Raw genomic sequence first — 15177 nt, forward strand, 5'->3', positions numbered from 1 at the left:
ATGCGCTTTCACGGCGATCGCGTTTCCTCATGCCACCTTGCCCTTGCGATGATCGAGGGTGTCGGCAAGAGCCGGCTGGTTGGCGATAAGGCGTGGAAAATATATCGGAATTTTAGGATTCCGGATGAATAAATTCGAGATATGACGCCGAGCGGCGGCCGTTGAATGACGGTCGCCTTGTCCATCCATCGTTCCGGGGCGGAAATGGAGCGCACCTCACACATGCGTTCCGTTTACCGATGAGACCATGCCGACACCGTCGTTCACACCCGCGTCTTCCTCGAATCCGTTGGAAGGGCTGTCCTCGATGTTCGCGAATTTCGACCAGTTGTGGTCGATCTTCAGTCAATCGCAGCGGCAGTTGCAGGTGCAGCTGGCCCCGAGCGCGGGCCTGCCGGGCAACGTGATCCTCCCGCATGAGCTGGTCGGCAGCGAAGGGATTTGCGAGCCGCTGCATTACACGCTGCGCTGGCTGTCGACCGATGTGCGTTTGCCGCTCAAGGCCTTCAACGGCGTTCCCATTGCGTTCCGGGTCGGCGACTTCACGGGGGCGCGTCGAACCGTCAGCGCCATCGTCACGAGCGCGCATCAGCTGGCGTCGGACGGCGGGTTCGTCCTGAACGAGTTCGTCTGCCGGGATGCCTTGACGATACTCGAACACCGGACGACGTGGCGCGTCTATCGCGCCGTGTCGATCATCGACATCACGCGCGACATCTTGTCCGCGCATCGTGACGGCAACGGCGTGCTCGGCAACGCGTTCGAATTCGACATGACGGGATTGACTTCGACCTATCCCGTCCGCGCCTTCACCATGCAGGCGGGCGAAAGCGATGCGGCCTTCCTGATGCGCCACTGGCGATTCGAGGGAATCTGCTGGTACTTCACCCACGATATCAAGGACGGATGGCCGGTTCATACGCTGCATCTGGTCGATAACGTTCATGCGTGGCGCGACAACCCGGCCGGGACGGTTCGCTTTCACCGCGCCGATGCGACCGAGCGGGACGATACGATCACGTCGTTTCAGGCCCATCGTCATCTCATGCCGGGCGCGGTGTTTTCCGCTTCACCTGACTATCGGGTGGCGGGTGTCCGGGAAGTCGGCGAAACCGGCATCCGGGATCAGGGCAAATACGGCAACGCGTTCGCCGTCACGCTGACGGACTATCGCTATGACTCGCCGCACGTCGCGGACGACCTCCGGCACTACGAACAGATCAACCGGCGGCGTCAGCAGGCGCACGAGCAGCGGACCAAGCATTTCACCGGGGAGGGCGTCGTGCGCGCGTTCAGCGGCGGCGCGGGCACGGTTTTCTCGCTGTCCGGCCATGCGGAAATGGATCAGCATCCGGCCGAGCAGCGGCGCCTCGTACTCACCCGCGTCGAAACGCGCGTGCGCAATCATCTGTTGACCGCTTCGCCGGGCAAGGGGCCATTGGCGCTCGATGCCGACAGCGCCGACTATCTGAACCGCTTCGAGTGCGTTCGCGCGGATATCCCGATCGTCCCGGCTTTCGATCCGTCCGCCGTGCCGTCCGTCGGCCCGATGAGCGCGCGCGTCGTCGGCGGACAGGGGCTGGAGATCGACGTGGACGCGGACGGCCGCATCGCGGTCCGGTTTCCCTTCGCGCGAAGCGACGAGCATCCGCGCGCGGGCGCGAGCGGAACGCCGCGCGATTCCGCGCGCATCCGCTACGCGCTGCCGTGGGCGGACAACCGGGCAGGTACGGCGCTGTGGCCGCGGGTCGGAAGCGAGGTGCTGGTCGTATTTCAGCAGAACGATCCCGACAAACCCATCGCGATTGCGACGATGCACGATGCGCATCATGCGCCCGCGCAATTTTCCGGCGCGGGCAGCTTGCCCGCCAACGCCGCGTTGTACGGCATTCGTTCGAAGGAGGTGGGAGGGACGGGCTATGGCGAGTTGCTGTTCGACGATACGTCGCGCGAGATCAAGACGAAGCTCTCGTCCGAGCACGGCAAGACGCAATTGAATCAAGGGTGGATCGGCCATCCACGCGAGGACGGCCTGTCCGAACCGCGCGGCGAGGGGTTCGAGCTGCGATCCGATTTGCCGGGGGCCATTCGCGCATCGCAATTGCTGATTTCCACCGATGCCCGGCCGAATGCGAAGGGCGCGGTGCTGGATCGACAGGAACTGATCGGGCAGCTCGAAGCGGCGCTCGCGATCGCGAAGCAGCTTGCCGACCTGTCGTCCGTGCATGAAGCGGACGGCACGGATACCGCGCCGCAGGAAAAGCTCGTCGAGCGGATCAAGCAATGGGACGGCGGCAGCCAGGACGGCGCGGCCATCGCGCTGTCCGCGCCGGACGGCATCGCGCTGTCGAGCCCGCAGGGCGTCATGGCGTCGGCTGGAACCCACGTCGACGTGGTCGCGGTTCAGGACGTCAACGTCAGTACGGGCCGCCGGATACTCATGCGCGCGGCGCAAGGGCTGTCGGCATTCGCGAAGGCGGGCATGAAGCTCATCGCGGGCACCGGGGATGTCGTCGTGCAGGCACAGCAGGGCCGCGCGGAAATCGGCGCATCCGAACGCATGCATCTCTATTCGCTGAAGGAGCTGGTGATCGAGGCGCCGAGCATCGTGTTCCGCTCGAACGGCGTCACGCAGTCGTTTGCCGACGGTGAGGTGCTGACTTCATCGAGCGGCGCGCACACGATCCAATCGTCGGGATTCAGCCATGTGCGTGGAGGGGGCGGCACTCCCGATCTGCCGCATATGCCGGCGTCGACGATGCGAACGGACGAGCAATTCGCCGTGGCCTCGCGCAATGGGAACGCTTATCCGCCATTCCGGCATGAGGTGATCGACGAGACCCGGGACACGCGCGATGCGGGCGCGCTGGCAACGGACGGAACCAATCGGAACGTCGTGCAGGACGCGCAGATTCGCCCGCTTACCTTCATTCCGAAACCCTGATGGCCGATTCCCTATGACGACTTCCTCCGCTGATACCTGTGCAACCCGGCCGGTGCATGAAAAGGCTCGCCGCCGGGTTCCGCTGCAGTTCGACGAGAACGGGCATCCGTATTTCGGGAGCGTGGCGAGTCCCGAGAGCTTCAGGATGCGGGCATTGTGCGTGATGCCGCCGCGACATGTGATTCCGGTCATCTTCGTGCCGGGCATCATGGGGAGCAATCTGAAAGCCAACGAGATGGCCAAGAGGCCTGGGATACCAGCGTGGAGACCGCCCAATGGAATCATCGATGGCTTGATCGAAGTGGGACGCAGGATCAGGCAAAGTCCGAAGGACCGGCAGATCCAGATGACGCCGGAAGAGGTCGAGGTGGACCGTAGCGGCGACATTCATGTGCCTCGGAACCTCTACACGCTGACGAAAAGCGAAGCGGAACGTCGCGGATGGGGGGAGATTCATCTCGGCAGTTACGGCACGGTCCTGGCCGAACTGGAAATAGCGCTGAACGAGCAATATGCCGATGCAGGAACGAAGGATTGCAAGCCGTTACCCGTTTGGGAGATTGCGTGGACGCTGAAACGCAGGAGCGGCTCTGCGTCGGACGAGATGGTCGATGTGGTGGACCAGGATTGGCGGCCGGTGAACACCGATGTGCCGCCCTTGAGCGAGCAGGAGTTCAATCGGCTGGACGACTATTTTTATCCGGTATGGGCATGCGGCTATAACTGGCTCGAAAGCAGCGAGCTGTCGTCCGACCGGCTGATCGCCCGTATTCAAGAGGCGATCGATTGGTATAAGAAGGATAGCTATTGGATTTCGATCGACAAGGTCATCGTCGTCACTCATTCGATGGGTGGGATGGTCGCAAGGCGCGCGGTGCAGAAGGCGCCCGACAGAATTCTGGGCGTCGTACACGGGGTGCAGCCCGTCGGCGGCGCTCCCGTGGTCTATCGACGTCTGCGCTCGGGGACGGAAGTGAATGGCTGGTCTGATATAGGTGGGGCTGCGGCAGCTGTTGTGATGGGGTGGAGCGCCGCCGATGTCACATGCGTAATGGCGAATTCCCCGGGCCCGCTGGAACTGCTGCCGACGAAGCATCATCCCCCCGGCTGGCTTCGCTTCGAGCAGCGGAGGAACGGGAAAACACGGGAGCTGATGCCGCCGATGCCGATCTCCGATCCGTATGCGGAGATCTATGCGAAGCGAGTGCAGGATGTGTGGTGGGGAATGATCGATGAGACGTTGATTGACCCTGCGAATCTTGCCCAAAAAAACAATACAAATCCTTCCGCGATGTACGGAGCCGCCCTTAAAAAGGCGCGGCTCTTTCATGATCGAATCAAGCTTGATTGTCATCCCGTCACATTCGCGCACTATGGCAGCGATCCGGGACAGGTGTCGTTTGGTCGTGTGGTGTGGACGACTTCGGATGAAGTGGGGGCTGAAGCGGAATCAGGATTGAGCGATGCGCAGACGCAGTCGTTCACGCGGCTCGGTCGTGCAGTGCTCGCCTTTGGTGAGCAGAAAGTAAGCATGAAATTGGAAAATAACGAAAGCCTGGCTACGCATGGCGCAGTCCACGCGGGGGACGGGACTGTCGCTCTCGAATCCGGGGCATTGATTGCAGATGCCACACCGACACCCAAAGTATTCGGCATGATCGGATTCGATCACTCGGGTAGTTACAGAAATAAAAATGTACTCAGCAATGTAATTTATTGCATCGCTAAGATCGTGCAATTGGCTCCGGTTGTGGGTAAGCCTTCATCAAGCGAGGATTGATGTGTTCATTCGATCGATTGTTCAGATGCTTTGCACCTGCTTTTTATTGTCGGTATGTCATGCGGGAGAGCCAGTGATGAGTGAAACAAAAACCTATTGTTTCGGACGCTATTTGGCGGATATCCCGGTTGGCGCTCAGGTGAACGGCTACGCTTCGAGGTATAAGTATGGATATATAAAATCGTCTTCGTTGTCTAGAGTGGAATTCGATGAATACGTCGGGAAGCGTGAGGCGGTGATCAGATCGGGAAAGCAAAAGGATGGATATTCGCTGAAGGGAGGTGGGCGGATAAGTGAGTCAATCTGGATTTTCGAACTGGAAAATCAATTGCTGACTGGCCTGTCGGTCGGGTTTGAGGCCCATCGATGGGATGGCGGACGTGCGTTCGAAATGACTCAAGTGGGCACGATGTCGGATAAATATGACGAAGTCTTGTCCACAATGAAAACGAGCGTGCTGCCGAATCTCCACGCGCGTGATGCCGACGATATACCTTCGCAGCCGGGGTTTTGTCTCAAGGATGGATTCATCGACGACGACGGCACGACCGAGCAATACGAAGACTCGGGGATGAGCTTCAAGTTTCCACAATGGCCGGGCATCCTCATCACGGTGAGCGCGAGCACCACGACCAAAGCCGGCGAAAAGACCCTGCTCCAGCGTGTCGGCAGCGCCTGGTTGCCCACCAACTTCATCCTGGTCAAGACGCTGCGCCGTGGCAAGCGTACGGTGAACGGCCGCGATGGCGAAGAGATCCTGTGGTCGTTCCCGACCAATCATGGATTCCGTTCGCATCAGTTCCAATGGGAGGCGCAAGGCACGCTGAGCCAACCGCTCAATGCCGATTTGACCGTGGAATTCGAGAGCGGACTGCAAGCGAAAGGTGGAGAGTGGCAGCGCCCGAACCTGAGCGACGAAGAAGCCATCGCGATATTCGACGCGGTGGTGAAATCGATCCGTCTGCGCCCGACCAGCGATGCGAAGGCATCGCGCGCCGCACCGCCTCCGACCATGCCGTTGGGCACGCTCGTGCAAACAGGTTCGGCGTGTCCTCAAACCGGTTGGTGGACGTGTCCCGAAGCAAACGGCAACGAACTCGCCGGAGGCGGGCGGCGGTATTTTGTCGCAGGATCGCCGATGCCGGTCGCGACGATCCTGCGCGGCCGGACCCTGGCCGACCGGTTGTTCGGAAAGCCGGCCCGATACGACGTGCCGACGACGTGGCGACTCGTGGGATCCGATCCGGCGAACGACGCGGACACGACGCCTGCGTCGATGATACGAACGGATGAGTAATTCGCCGTGGCCTCGCGCAATGGGAACGCCTATCCGCCATTCCGGCATGAGGTGATCGACGAGACCCGGGACACGCGCGATGCGGGCGCGCTGGCAACGGACGGAACCAATCGGAACGTCGTGCAGGACGCGCAGATTCGCCCGCTTACCTTCATTCCGAAACCTTGATGGCCGATTCCCTATGACGACTTCCTCCGCTGATACCTGTGCAACCCGGCCGGTGCATGAAAAGGCCCGCCGCCGGGTCCCGCTGCAGTTCGACGAGAACGGGCATCCGTATTTCGGGAGCGTGGCGAGTCCCGAGAGCTTCAGGATGCGGGCGTTGTGCGTGATGCCGCCGCGTCATGTGATTCCGGTCATCTTCGTGCCGGGCATCATGGGGAGCAATCTGAAAGCCAACGAGAGAGGCCTGGGATACCAGCGTGGAGACCGCCCAATGGAATCATCGATGGCTTGATCGAAGTGGGACGCAGGATCAGGCAAAGTCCGAAGGATCGGCAGATCCAGATGACTTCGTCAAAGGTCGAGGTGGATGATGATGGCGACGTTCACGTGCCTCGGAGTCTGTACACGCTGACGAAAAGCGAAGCGAAACGTCGCGGATGGGGAGAGATCCACCTCGGCAGTTACGGCACGGTCCTGGCCGAACTGGAAATGGCGCTGAACGAACAATACGCCGATGCTGGAACGAAGGACTGCAAGCCATTACCCGTCTGGGAGATTGCACGGACGCCGAAGCGCAAAAGCGGTTCCACGTCGGAGGAGATGGTCGATGTCGTGGAGCAGGATTGGCGCCCGGTGAATACCGACGTTCCGCCGTTGAGCGAGCAGGAGTTCAATCGGCTGGACGACTATTTCTATCCGGTATGGGCATGCGGCTATAACTGGCTCGAAAGCAGCGAGCTGTCGTCTGATCGACTGATCGCCCGTATTCAAGAGGCGATCGATTGGTATAAGAAGGATAGCTACTGGATTTCGACTGACAAGGTCATCGTCGTTACGCATTCGATGGGCGGAATGGTCGCTCGGCGCGCGGCGCAGAAGGCGCCCGACAGCATTCTGGGCGTCGTACACGGGGTGCAGCCCGTCGGTGGCGCTCCCGTGGTTTATCGGCGCCTGCGCTCGGGGACGGAAGTGAACGGTTGGTCCGATATCGGCGGGGCGGCAGCAGCCGTCGTGACGGGGTGGAGCGCAGCCGATGTGACGTGCGTGATGGCGAATTCCCCGGGCCCGCTGGAACTGCTGCCGACGAAACACCATCCTCCCGGCTGGCTCCGCTTCGAGCAGCGGAGGAACGGGGAAACACGGGAGCTGATGCCGCCGATGCCGATCTCCGATCCGTATGCGGAGATCTATGCGAAGCGAGTGCAGGATGTGTGGTGGGGGATGATCGATGAGACGTTGATCGATCCGGCGGATCTTGCCAAAGAAAACAATACAAGTGCTTTCGCGATGTACGAAGACGCCATTGCAGATGCACGGCTATTTCATGATCGAGTCCAGTTAGATTGTCATCCCGTCACATTCGCACACTATGGCAGCGATCCAGGACAGGTGTCGTTTGGTCGCGTGGTGTGGGCGACTTCGGATGAAGTGGGGGCCGAAGTGGAATCAGATTTGAACAATGCTAAGTCACAGTCGTTCACGCGGCTTGGTCGTGCAGTGCTCGCCTTTGGTGAGCAGAAAGTAAGCATGAGATTGGAAAATCACCAAAGTCCGGCTACGAGTGGTGCCGCCAATTCAGGCGATGGGACTGTCGCTCTCGAATCTGGGGCATTGATTGCCGATGCGACGCCGACACCCAAAGTATTCGGCATGATCGGATTCGATCACTCGGGGAGTTACGGAAATAAAAATGTGCTCAGTAATACAATTTATTGCATCGCGAAGATTGTGCAGTTGGCTCCGGTTGTAGGTAAATCTTCATCAAACGGGGATTGATGTGTTCATTCGATCGGTTATTCAAATTCTTTGTGTCTGCTTTTTATTGTCGGTGTGTCATGCGGGAGAGCCTGTGATGAGTGAAACAAAAACCTATTGTTTCGGGCGCTATTTGGCGGATATTCCGGTTGGCGCTCAAGTTAATGGCTACGCATCGAGATACAAGTATGAATATATAAAGTCGTCCTCGTTGTCTAAGGGCGAGTTTGATAGGTACGTCGAGCAGCGCGAAGCGGCGATCAGGTCGGGAAAGCAAAAGAATGGATACTCGCTGAGGGGAGGCGGGCGGATAAGCGAATCAATCTGGGTTTTCGAGTTGGAGCGCCAATTGCTGACTCGTCAGTCGCTGGGGTTTGAGGCCCATCGATGGGATGGGGGGCGTGCGTTCGAAATGACTCAAGCGGCCACGATGCTGGATAAATATGACGAAGTCTTGTCCACAATGAAAACAAGGGTGCTGCCGAATCTCCACGCGCGTGATGCCGACGATATCCCTTCGCAGCCGGGGTTTTGTCTCAAGGATGGATTTATCGACGACGACGGCACGACCGAGCAATACGAAGACTCAGGGATGAGCTTCAAGTTTCCACAATGGCCGGGCATCCTCATCACGGTGAGCGCGAGCACCACGACCAAAGCCGGCGAAAAGACCCTGCTCCAGCGTGTCGGCAGCGCCTGGTTGCCCACCAACTTCATCCTGGTCAAGACGCTGCGCCGTGGCAAGCGTACGGTGAACGGCCGTGATGGCGAAGAGATCCTGTGGTCATTCCCGACCAACCATGGATTCCGTTCGCATCAGTTCCAATGGGAGGCGCAAGGCACGCTGCGCCAACCGCTCAATGCCGATTTGACCGTGGAATTCGAGAGCGGACTGCAAGCGAAAGGTGGAGAGTGGCAGCGCCCGAACCTGAGCGACGAAGAAGCCATCGCGATATTCGACGCGGTGGTGAAATCGATCCGTCTGCGCCCGACCAGCGATGCGAAGGTATCGCGCGCCGCACCGCCTCCGACCATGCCGTTGGGCACGCTCGTGCAAACAGGTTCGGCGTGTCCTCAAACCGGTTGGTGGACGTGTCCCGAAGCAAACGGCAACGAACTCGCCGGAGGCGGGCGGCGGTATTTTGTCGCAGGATCGCCGATGCCGGTCGCGACGATCCTGCGCGGCCGGACCCTGGCCGACCGGTTGTTCGGAAAGCCGGCCCGATACGACGTGCCGACGACGTGGCGACTCGTGGGATTCGATCCGACGAACGACACAGACGCGACGCCTGCGCGAATGCCTGACGACGACCCCGCCTGAATCCAATCCACTTCCACGGAGTGCCCTATGAGGAACGTCATACGCGTCGGCGACCCGACCAGCCACGGCGGTGTCGTGGAAACCGGCGACGTGGGATTCGTCGTGGACGGACGCGCCGTCGCCCGCGTCGGCGACGGCTGCACGTGTCCGATCGCCGGACATCAAGCCTGTGTCATCGTCGAGGGCGATCCGAACTTCGTGATCGACGGCCGGGCCGTGGCATTCGACGGCCACCGCACGAGCTGCGGCGCAACGCTGCGCTCCACGATGGAGCGCTTCGGCACGAAGTAAGGCGCGACGAGCGCGTCGAACCCGCGCGCGCAGTCGCCGCGAATCAGCGCTGAGCGCCGCATCTCGTCCGCGCAGGGCACGCAGTCTCGATCCACGCCCGCCCGTGGCGCATCAACCGCCCCCGCGGCGCGGCTTCCGCCTCCGCCATCGTGCCATGCGTCGCCACCCGCCCAAACAGCCCCCACCGCGCCCTCCTTGCGCGCAAACAACCCGCCGCCAAAAACGTCCAAACCGCGACCGCAGTTCCACCCCTTGCCCACGAAGTCGCGCATTCAATTGACGTGCATCAATACGAGCGCACGACGCCCGTGAGATTTTCGGGGCGCAGAAAAATTTGAATAACAGGTTCCCTTAAGACCAACGAAGGCGATGGTGCCGGCGGCGTGCCCGCTCGCGCCAACGATTCGCGGGGGGTCGCTCGCGTGACAGCGGGAACGGGGTGCCTCGCCAGAGAAGATGACAGTGACCTTGAGATCCACTGCAGTACTCGCCGTGCTGTGCGGCTTGCTGAGCCAGTCGGCGTCCGCCCGGGAGCCGCAGGAGCGCGCGCCCGACACGATGGAAGCCCGCGTGCTGGCCTGCGCCGCATGCCACGGCCAGCAGGGCGAGGGGACGTCGAACGACTACTTCCCGCGCCTGTCGGGCAAGCCGGCCGGCTACCTGTACGAGCAGCTCGTCGCGTTCCGCGACGGCCGCCGCAAGTACCCGCCGATGAACTACCTGCTCGCCTACCTTCCGGACCCTTACCTGCAGCGCATCGCCGATCACTTCGCGAGCCAGCGTCCGCCGTTCCCGACGCTCGGGGCGTCCACGGTCGCGCCCGAGGTGCTGGCGCGCGGCCAGCAGCTCGTGAAGACGGGCGACCCCGCGCGCAAGCTGCCCGCGTGCGTGTCATGCCACGGCGCGGCGCTCACGGGCATGGAGCCCGGCGTACCCGGGCTGCTCGGCCTGCACGCGGAATACCTGAGCGCACAGCTCGGCGCCTGGCGTTACGGCACGCGCACCTCGCGCGCGCCCGACTGCATGCAGCAGGTCGCTTCCGGGCTCACCGACACCGACGTGACCGCGATCGCCGCCTGGCTCGCGTCGCGGCCCGCGCCGGCCAACCCGTCGCCCGCGCCCGCGGGCTCGCTCACCATGCCGCTCGTGTGCGGCGGCGAGATCCGCTAATGGAGACCTCGGTGCACACGCAACTGATCACGAAACTGCGCCGCGCGCTCGCCTTCGTCGGCATGCTGCTGACCGCCGCGGGCGCGGTGTCCGCGCAGCCGTCGAGCGATGCGTCGACCGTCCGGCGCGGCGAATACCTGGCCCGCGCGGGCGACTGCATCGCCTGCCACACGATCCCGGGCGACAAGCTCTTCGCGGGCGGCCGCGCGATGCCGACGCCGTTCGGCACGCTGTACTCCCCGAACATCACGCCCGACGACGCGACCGGCATCGGCAAATGGAGCGCCGACGAGTTCTACACGATGATGCACACCGGCCGTTCGCGCGACGGCTCGCTGCTGTATCCGGCGATGCCGTTCGGCGCCTACACGAAGGTCACGCGCGCGGATTCCGACGCGATCTTCGCGTACCTGCGCTCGGTGCCGCCCGTGAAGTTCGCGAACCGGCCGCACGACCTGCGCTTCCCGTACAACAACCGTCAGCTGCTGATCGGCTGGCGCACGCTGTACTTCAAGGAGGGCGAGTATCGGCCGGACAGCACGAAATCGGTCGAATGGAACCGCGGCGCGTATCTCGTGCAGGGGCTCGGCCACTGCTCGATGTGCCACACCGCGATCAATGCGCTCGGCGGCAGTTCGGAGGCGAATGCATTCGAAGGCGGGTTGATCCCGATGCAGGCGTGGTACGCGCCGTCGCTCACGTCGAACCGCGAGGCGGGGCTCGGCGACTGGAGCATCGTCGAGATCTCGGCGCTGCTGCAAACCGGCGCTTCGCATCGCGGCACGGTGTACGGCCCGATGGCGGAAGTCGTCTACGACAGCCTGCAGCATCTGTCCGACGACGACGTGCGCGCGATGGCCGTCTACCTGAAGTCGCTGGCGCCGCGCGGCGGCGATGCGGCGCCGGCGCGCAAGACGACGATGTCCGCCTCGGAGCAGACGCGCCTCTATAAGCTCGGCGGCAAGATCTACGACGCGCAGTGCGCGAGCTGCCACGGCAGGAACGGGCTCGGCAAGACGCCGGCGTTCCCGCCGCTCGCGGGCAACCAGTCGATCCAGATGACCTCCGCGGTCAACCCGATCCGCATGGTGCTGAACGGCGGCTACGCGCCCGGCACCGCGAAGAATCCCGAACCCTACGGCATGCCGCCTTTCGCCCAGTCGCTGTCGGACGACGAGGTGGCGGCCGTGACGACGTTCATCCGGACCGCCTGGGGCAATCGCGGCGCGCCGGTTTCCGCGAAGGAAGCCAATGCGCTGCGTTCCGCCCCGCTCTACTGAGGACATCATGAGCGACTCTTCCCAACGCCAGGGCGGCGACCCTGCCGCGCACGACGACGCGGTCGACGAGATCGTCCGCGCGGGCCCGCGCGGCGCGCTCGCGCTGGCCGGCACCGCGACCGCGATCGTGATCGCGCTGTGGTTCGTCTTCTATTTCTTCGTTTTCCTGCCTCGCGGCGTGATCCAGTAATCCGGCTCCCATGTCAAAACAACCTTTGCCAGACCGTCTCGACGGCGCGCAGCTCGCGGCGCGGATCGAACGCAGGTGGGCGATCCTGGCCGTCGGCCTGATGATCCTGCTCGTCGCCGTCACGGTGTTCACCGGCCTGCACTGGGCCATGATGCCGCCGTCGCGCGTCGAGACCATCGACCCGACGACCCTGCATGTCTCGGGCGAATTCATCGAGAGCAATCTCGGCACCGCGCGCGAGCCCGACGGCTCGGTCACGGTGCGCGTGATCGGCCAGCAGTACTCGTTCACGCCGCAATGCATCCTGGTGCCGGCGAACACCCCCGTCACGTTCCGCGCGACCAGCGCCGACGTGGTGCACGGCTTCCTGATCACCGACACCAACATCAATTCGATGCTCGAACCCGGCTACGTCGCGACCTTCAGGACGACGTTCGACAAGCCGCGGGATCACCTGATGCCTTGCCACGAATACTGCGGCACCGGGCATGAGGCGATGTGGGCGCACGTGAAGGTGATCGACCGTGCGGAATTCGACAAACTCGCGTCCGGCGCGCGGAGACTGAGCTGTGTTAAAGAATAATCGACTGGTGCTCGCCCATTTCTGGTTCGCGTTCGCGCTGTTCGGCGTCGCGTTGCTGCTCGGCGCGTGGCAGATGCTCGCGCGCAGCCCGCTGCATCCCTGGCTCGGCAATCCCGAGCTGTACTACCGCTCGGTGACCGCGCACGGCTCGGTGATGGGCTACGTGTTTCCGACGATGATCGCGATGGGCTTCGGCTACGCGATCAGCGAACTCGCGCTCAAGATGCCGCTCGTCGGCCGCCGCTGGGCGTGGACGGGTTTCTGGCTGATCGCGGTCGGCTCGGTCGTGGCGATGGCGCCCGTGTCGCTCGGCCTGTCGTCGGTGCTCTATACGTTCTACCCGCCGATGATCGGCAATCCGTTCTACTACCTCGGCGTCGTGCTGGTCGTCGTCGGCTCGTGGGTGTGGGTCGCGTTGATGTCGGCGAACCTCTACGTGTGGAAGAGGGCCCATCCGGGCGCGCCGATTCCGCTCGCGATGTTCGCGAACGTCGCGGGCGCGTATCTGTGGGGCTGGACCTCGATCGGCGCCGCGATCGAGATCCTGTTCCAGATCCTGCCCGCCGCGGTCGGGCTCACGACCACGATCGACGCGGGGCTCGCGCGCGTGTTCTTCTCGTGGACGCTGCACGCGATCGTCTACTTCTGGCTGATCCCCGCGTATATCGCGTACTACACGCTCGTGCCGCGCGCGATCGGCGGCAAGCTGTACAGCGACGGGATGGCGCGCATCTCGTTCATCCTGTTCCTCGTCGGCGCGATGCCGATCGGCATCCACCATCTGTTCGCGGATCCGCAGATCGGCTCCGGGTTCAAGTTCCTGCAGTCGGTGTTCACGGCGCTCGTCGCGGTGCCGACGATCCTCACCGTGTTCACGGTGTGCGCCTCGGTCGAGATCGCCGCGCGGCTGCGCGGCGGCAAGGGCATGTTCGGCTGGCTGCGCGCGCTGCCGTGGCGCGAGCCGATGATGCTGGCGGTGGCGTTCTCGTTCGTGATGCTCGGCTTCGGCGGCGCGGGCGGGATCATCAACATGAGCTACCAGCTCGATTCGACGATCCACAACACGCAGTGGATCACGGGCCACTTCCACCTGATCTTCGGCGGCGCGGTCGTCATCATGTACTTCGCGATCGCCTATGAACTGTGGCCGCACCTGACGGGCCGCGCGCTCGCCAGCGTGCGCCTCGTGCGAACGCAGCTGTGGCTGTGGTTCATCGGCATGATCGTCACGACGTTCCCGTGGCACTACGTCGGCATCCTCGGCATGCCGCGCCGCATGGCCTATTACGACTACAGCGATCCCGCGCTCGCGCCGCAGGCGATCTGGGTGATCCTGTCGGTCATCGGCGCGCTGATCCTCGTCGCATCGGCCGTGCTGTTCTTCGTCGTGCTGATCCGCAGCCATCGCGGCCCGAAGGTCAAGCCCGCCGAGTTCACGTTCAGCGCGGCCGTGCACGAACCGAAGACGCTGCCCGTCGCGCTCAACAGCTTCGCGCTGTGGATCGCGCTGATGATCTGTCTCACGGCCGTCAACTACGGCTATCCGATCGCGCAACTGATGTCGCTCAAGCAGCCGTCGGTGCCGGCCATCTACCTGGGGACGCCGCGATGAGCACGGAACGTCTGTTTTCGCTTCGCAACCGCTGGTTCACGGTGAGCGTCGGGCTCGTGCTGCTCGCGGTGGTCAGCTCGGTGCTGATCGGCTTCGTCTGGCTGCCGTCCGCGCAGAAGGATGCGCAGTTCCAGGGCCTCTGGAATGCGATCTGCTCCGCGGCCGGCGTGCCGGGCGCGTGGCTGCCGTCGCGGCCGGAGCCCGCCGTGATCAAGACGAGCGGGGTGGTCGTCACGCCGCAGATGATGGCGGGGGCCGACAGCCTGTCGATCGGACGCGGCGCGACACTCGCGATGCGCTGCACGATGTGCCACGGTGAACGCGGCATGAGCGACGCCAATTCGCCGAACCTCGCGGGCCAGTATGCGGCCGTCGTCTACAAGCAGCTGAAGGACTTCCAGAGCGGCGCGCGCACCAACGCGGTGATGGAGCCGATGGTCGTGAATCTGTCCGATCAGGACATGCGCGATCTCGCGGCGTACTACGCGTATCTGCCGCGCGTGGCGACGAAGCCCGCTGCAAATCCGCCGCTGATCGTCGCGAGCGGCGCGCCGATGCGCAACATCGCGCCGTGCGCGTCGTGCCACGGCGGCATGGACAACAAGGTCGGCGGGCCGTGGCTCGAAGGCGAGCCCGAGGTCTACATCGCGGCGCAGTTGCAGGCGTTCGCGTCGGGCGCGCGGCATAACGACATCAGCGAACAGATGCGCAACGTCGCGCGGCAGATGACCTTCGACGAGATCGCCGCCGCCGCGCGCTACTACGCGGGCCACCGGTAGTCCGCGCGGC

General features: G+C 63.1%; 14 protein-coding genes. All 14 read left to right on the plus strand.

The features are described from left to right. Positions 1–247: 247 nt before the first annotated feature. Positions 248–2944, plus strand: a complete 2697-nt coding sequence (locus Bsp3421_RS33750; RefSeq protein WP_274001425.1) for a type VI secretion system Vgr family protein — start codon at positions 248–250, stop codon at positions 2942–2944. A 13-nt stretch (positions 2945–2957) separates the two neighbouring features. After that, positions 2958–4724, plus strand: coding sequence for an esterase/lipase family protein (locus Bsp3421_RS33755; RefSeq protein ID WP_274001426.1), 1767 nt, complete (start codon positions 2958–2960; stop codon positions 4722–4724). Between the two features lie 76 nt (positions 4725–4800). Then, positions 4801–6021 (plus strand): T6SS immunity protein Tli4 family protein, encoded by a 1221-nt coding sequence (locus Bsp3421_RS33760; RefSeq protein ID WP_274001427.1) that lies wholly within the window; start codon positions 4801–4803, stop codon positions 6019–6021. Positions 6022–6027: 6 nt separating this feature from the next. Continuing rightward, entirely contained in the window at positions 6028–6189 is a 162-nt protein-coding gene (locus Bsp3421_RS33765) for a hypothetical protein (protein WP_274001428.1), read from the plus strand. Positions 6190–6202: 13 nt separating this feature from the next. Then, positions 6203–6478 (plus strand): hypothetical protein, encoded by a 276-nt coding sequence (locus tag Bsp3421_RS33770; protein WP_274001429.1) that lies wholly within the window; start codon positions 6203–6205, stop codon positions 6476–6478. 50 nt (positions 6479–6528) lie between these two features. Further along, positions 6529–7962 (plus strand): esterase/lipase family protein, encoded by a 1434-nt coding sequence (locus Bsp3421_RS33775; protein WP_274001431.1) that lies wholly within the window; start codon positions 6529–6531, stop codon positions 7960–7962. 76 nt (positions 7963–8038) lie between these two features. After that, on the plus strand, positions 8039–9262 hold the full coding sequence (locus tag Bsp3421_RS33780; protein WP_274001432.1) for a T6SS immunity protein Tli4 family protein: 1224 nt from the start codon (positions 8039–8041) through the stop codon (positions 9260–9262). A 27-nt stretch (positions 9263–9289) separates the two neighbouring features. After that, a complete protein-coding gene (locus Bsp3421_RS33785; RefSeq protein ID WP_274001433.1) occupies positions 9290–9553 on the plus strand; it encodes a PAAR domain-containing protein in 264 nt (87 codons plus the stop codon). A 456-nt stretch (positions 9554–10009) separates the two neighbouring features. Further along, on the plus strand, positions 10010–10723 hold the full coding sequence (locus Bsp3421_RS33790; RefSeq protein ID WP_443111555.1) for a c-type cytochrome: 714 nt from the start codon (positions 10010–10012) through the stop codon (positions 10721–10723). Continuing rightward, positions 10723–12003: a c-type cytochrome gene (locus Bsp3421_RS33795; protein WP_274001435.1), complete on the plus strand. Its 1281-nt coding sequence runs from the start codon at positions 10723–10725 to the stop codon at positions 12001–12003. The genes Bsp3421_RS33790 and Bsp3421_RS33795 overlap by 1 nt, the downstream gene beginning before the upstream one ends. Positions 12004–12010: 7 nt before the next feature. Beyond that, positions 12011–12193 (plus strand): hypothetical protein, encoded by a 183-nt coding sequence (locus Bsp3421_RS33800; RefSeq protein WP_274001436.1) that lies wholly within the window; start codon positions 12011–12013, stop codon positions 12191–12193. 25 nt (positions 12194–12218) lie between these two features. Continuing rightward, positions 12219–12776 carry a cytochrome C oxidase subunit II gene (locus Bsp3421_RS33805; protein WP_274004443.1) on the plus strand — a complete coding sequence of 186 codons (558 nt, stop codon included), beginning with the start codon at positions 12219–12221 and terminating at the stop codon, positions 12774–12776. Continuing rightward, positions 12763–14388 carry a b(o/a)3-type cytochrome-c oxidase subunit 1 gene (locus tag Bsp3421_RS33810; protein WP_274001437.1) on the plus strand — a complete coding sequence of 542 codons (1626 nt, stop codon included), beginning with the start codon at positions 12763–12765 and terminating at the stop codon, positions 14386–14388. Before Bsp3421_RS33805 ends, Bsp3421_RS33810 begins: the two co-directional genes overlap by 14 nt. Further along, complete coding sequence (locus Bsp3421_RS33815; protein WP_274001438.1) at positions 14385–15167, plus strand: c-type cytochrome; 783 nt, start codon at positions 14385–14387, stop codon at positions 15165–15167. The genes Bsp3421_RS33810 and Bsp3421_RS33815 overlap by 4 nt, the downstream gene beginning before the upstream one ends. Positions 15168–15177 lie beyond the last annotated feature (10 nt).

Source organism: Burkholderia sp. FERM BP-3421 (assembly GCF_028657905.1).
GTDB lineage: Bacteria > Pseudomonadota > Gammaproteobacteria > Burkholderiales > Burkholderiaceae > Burkholderia.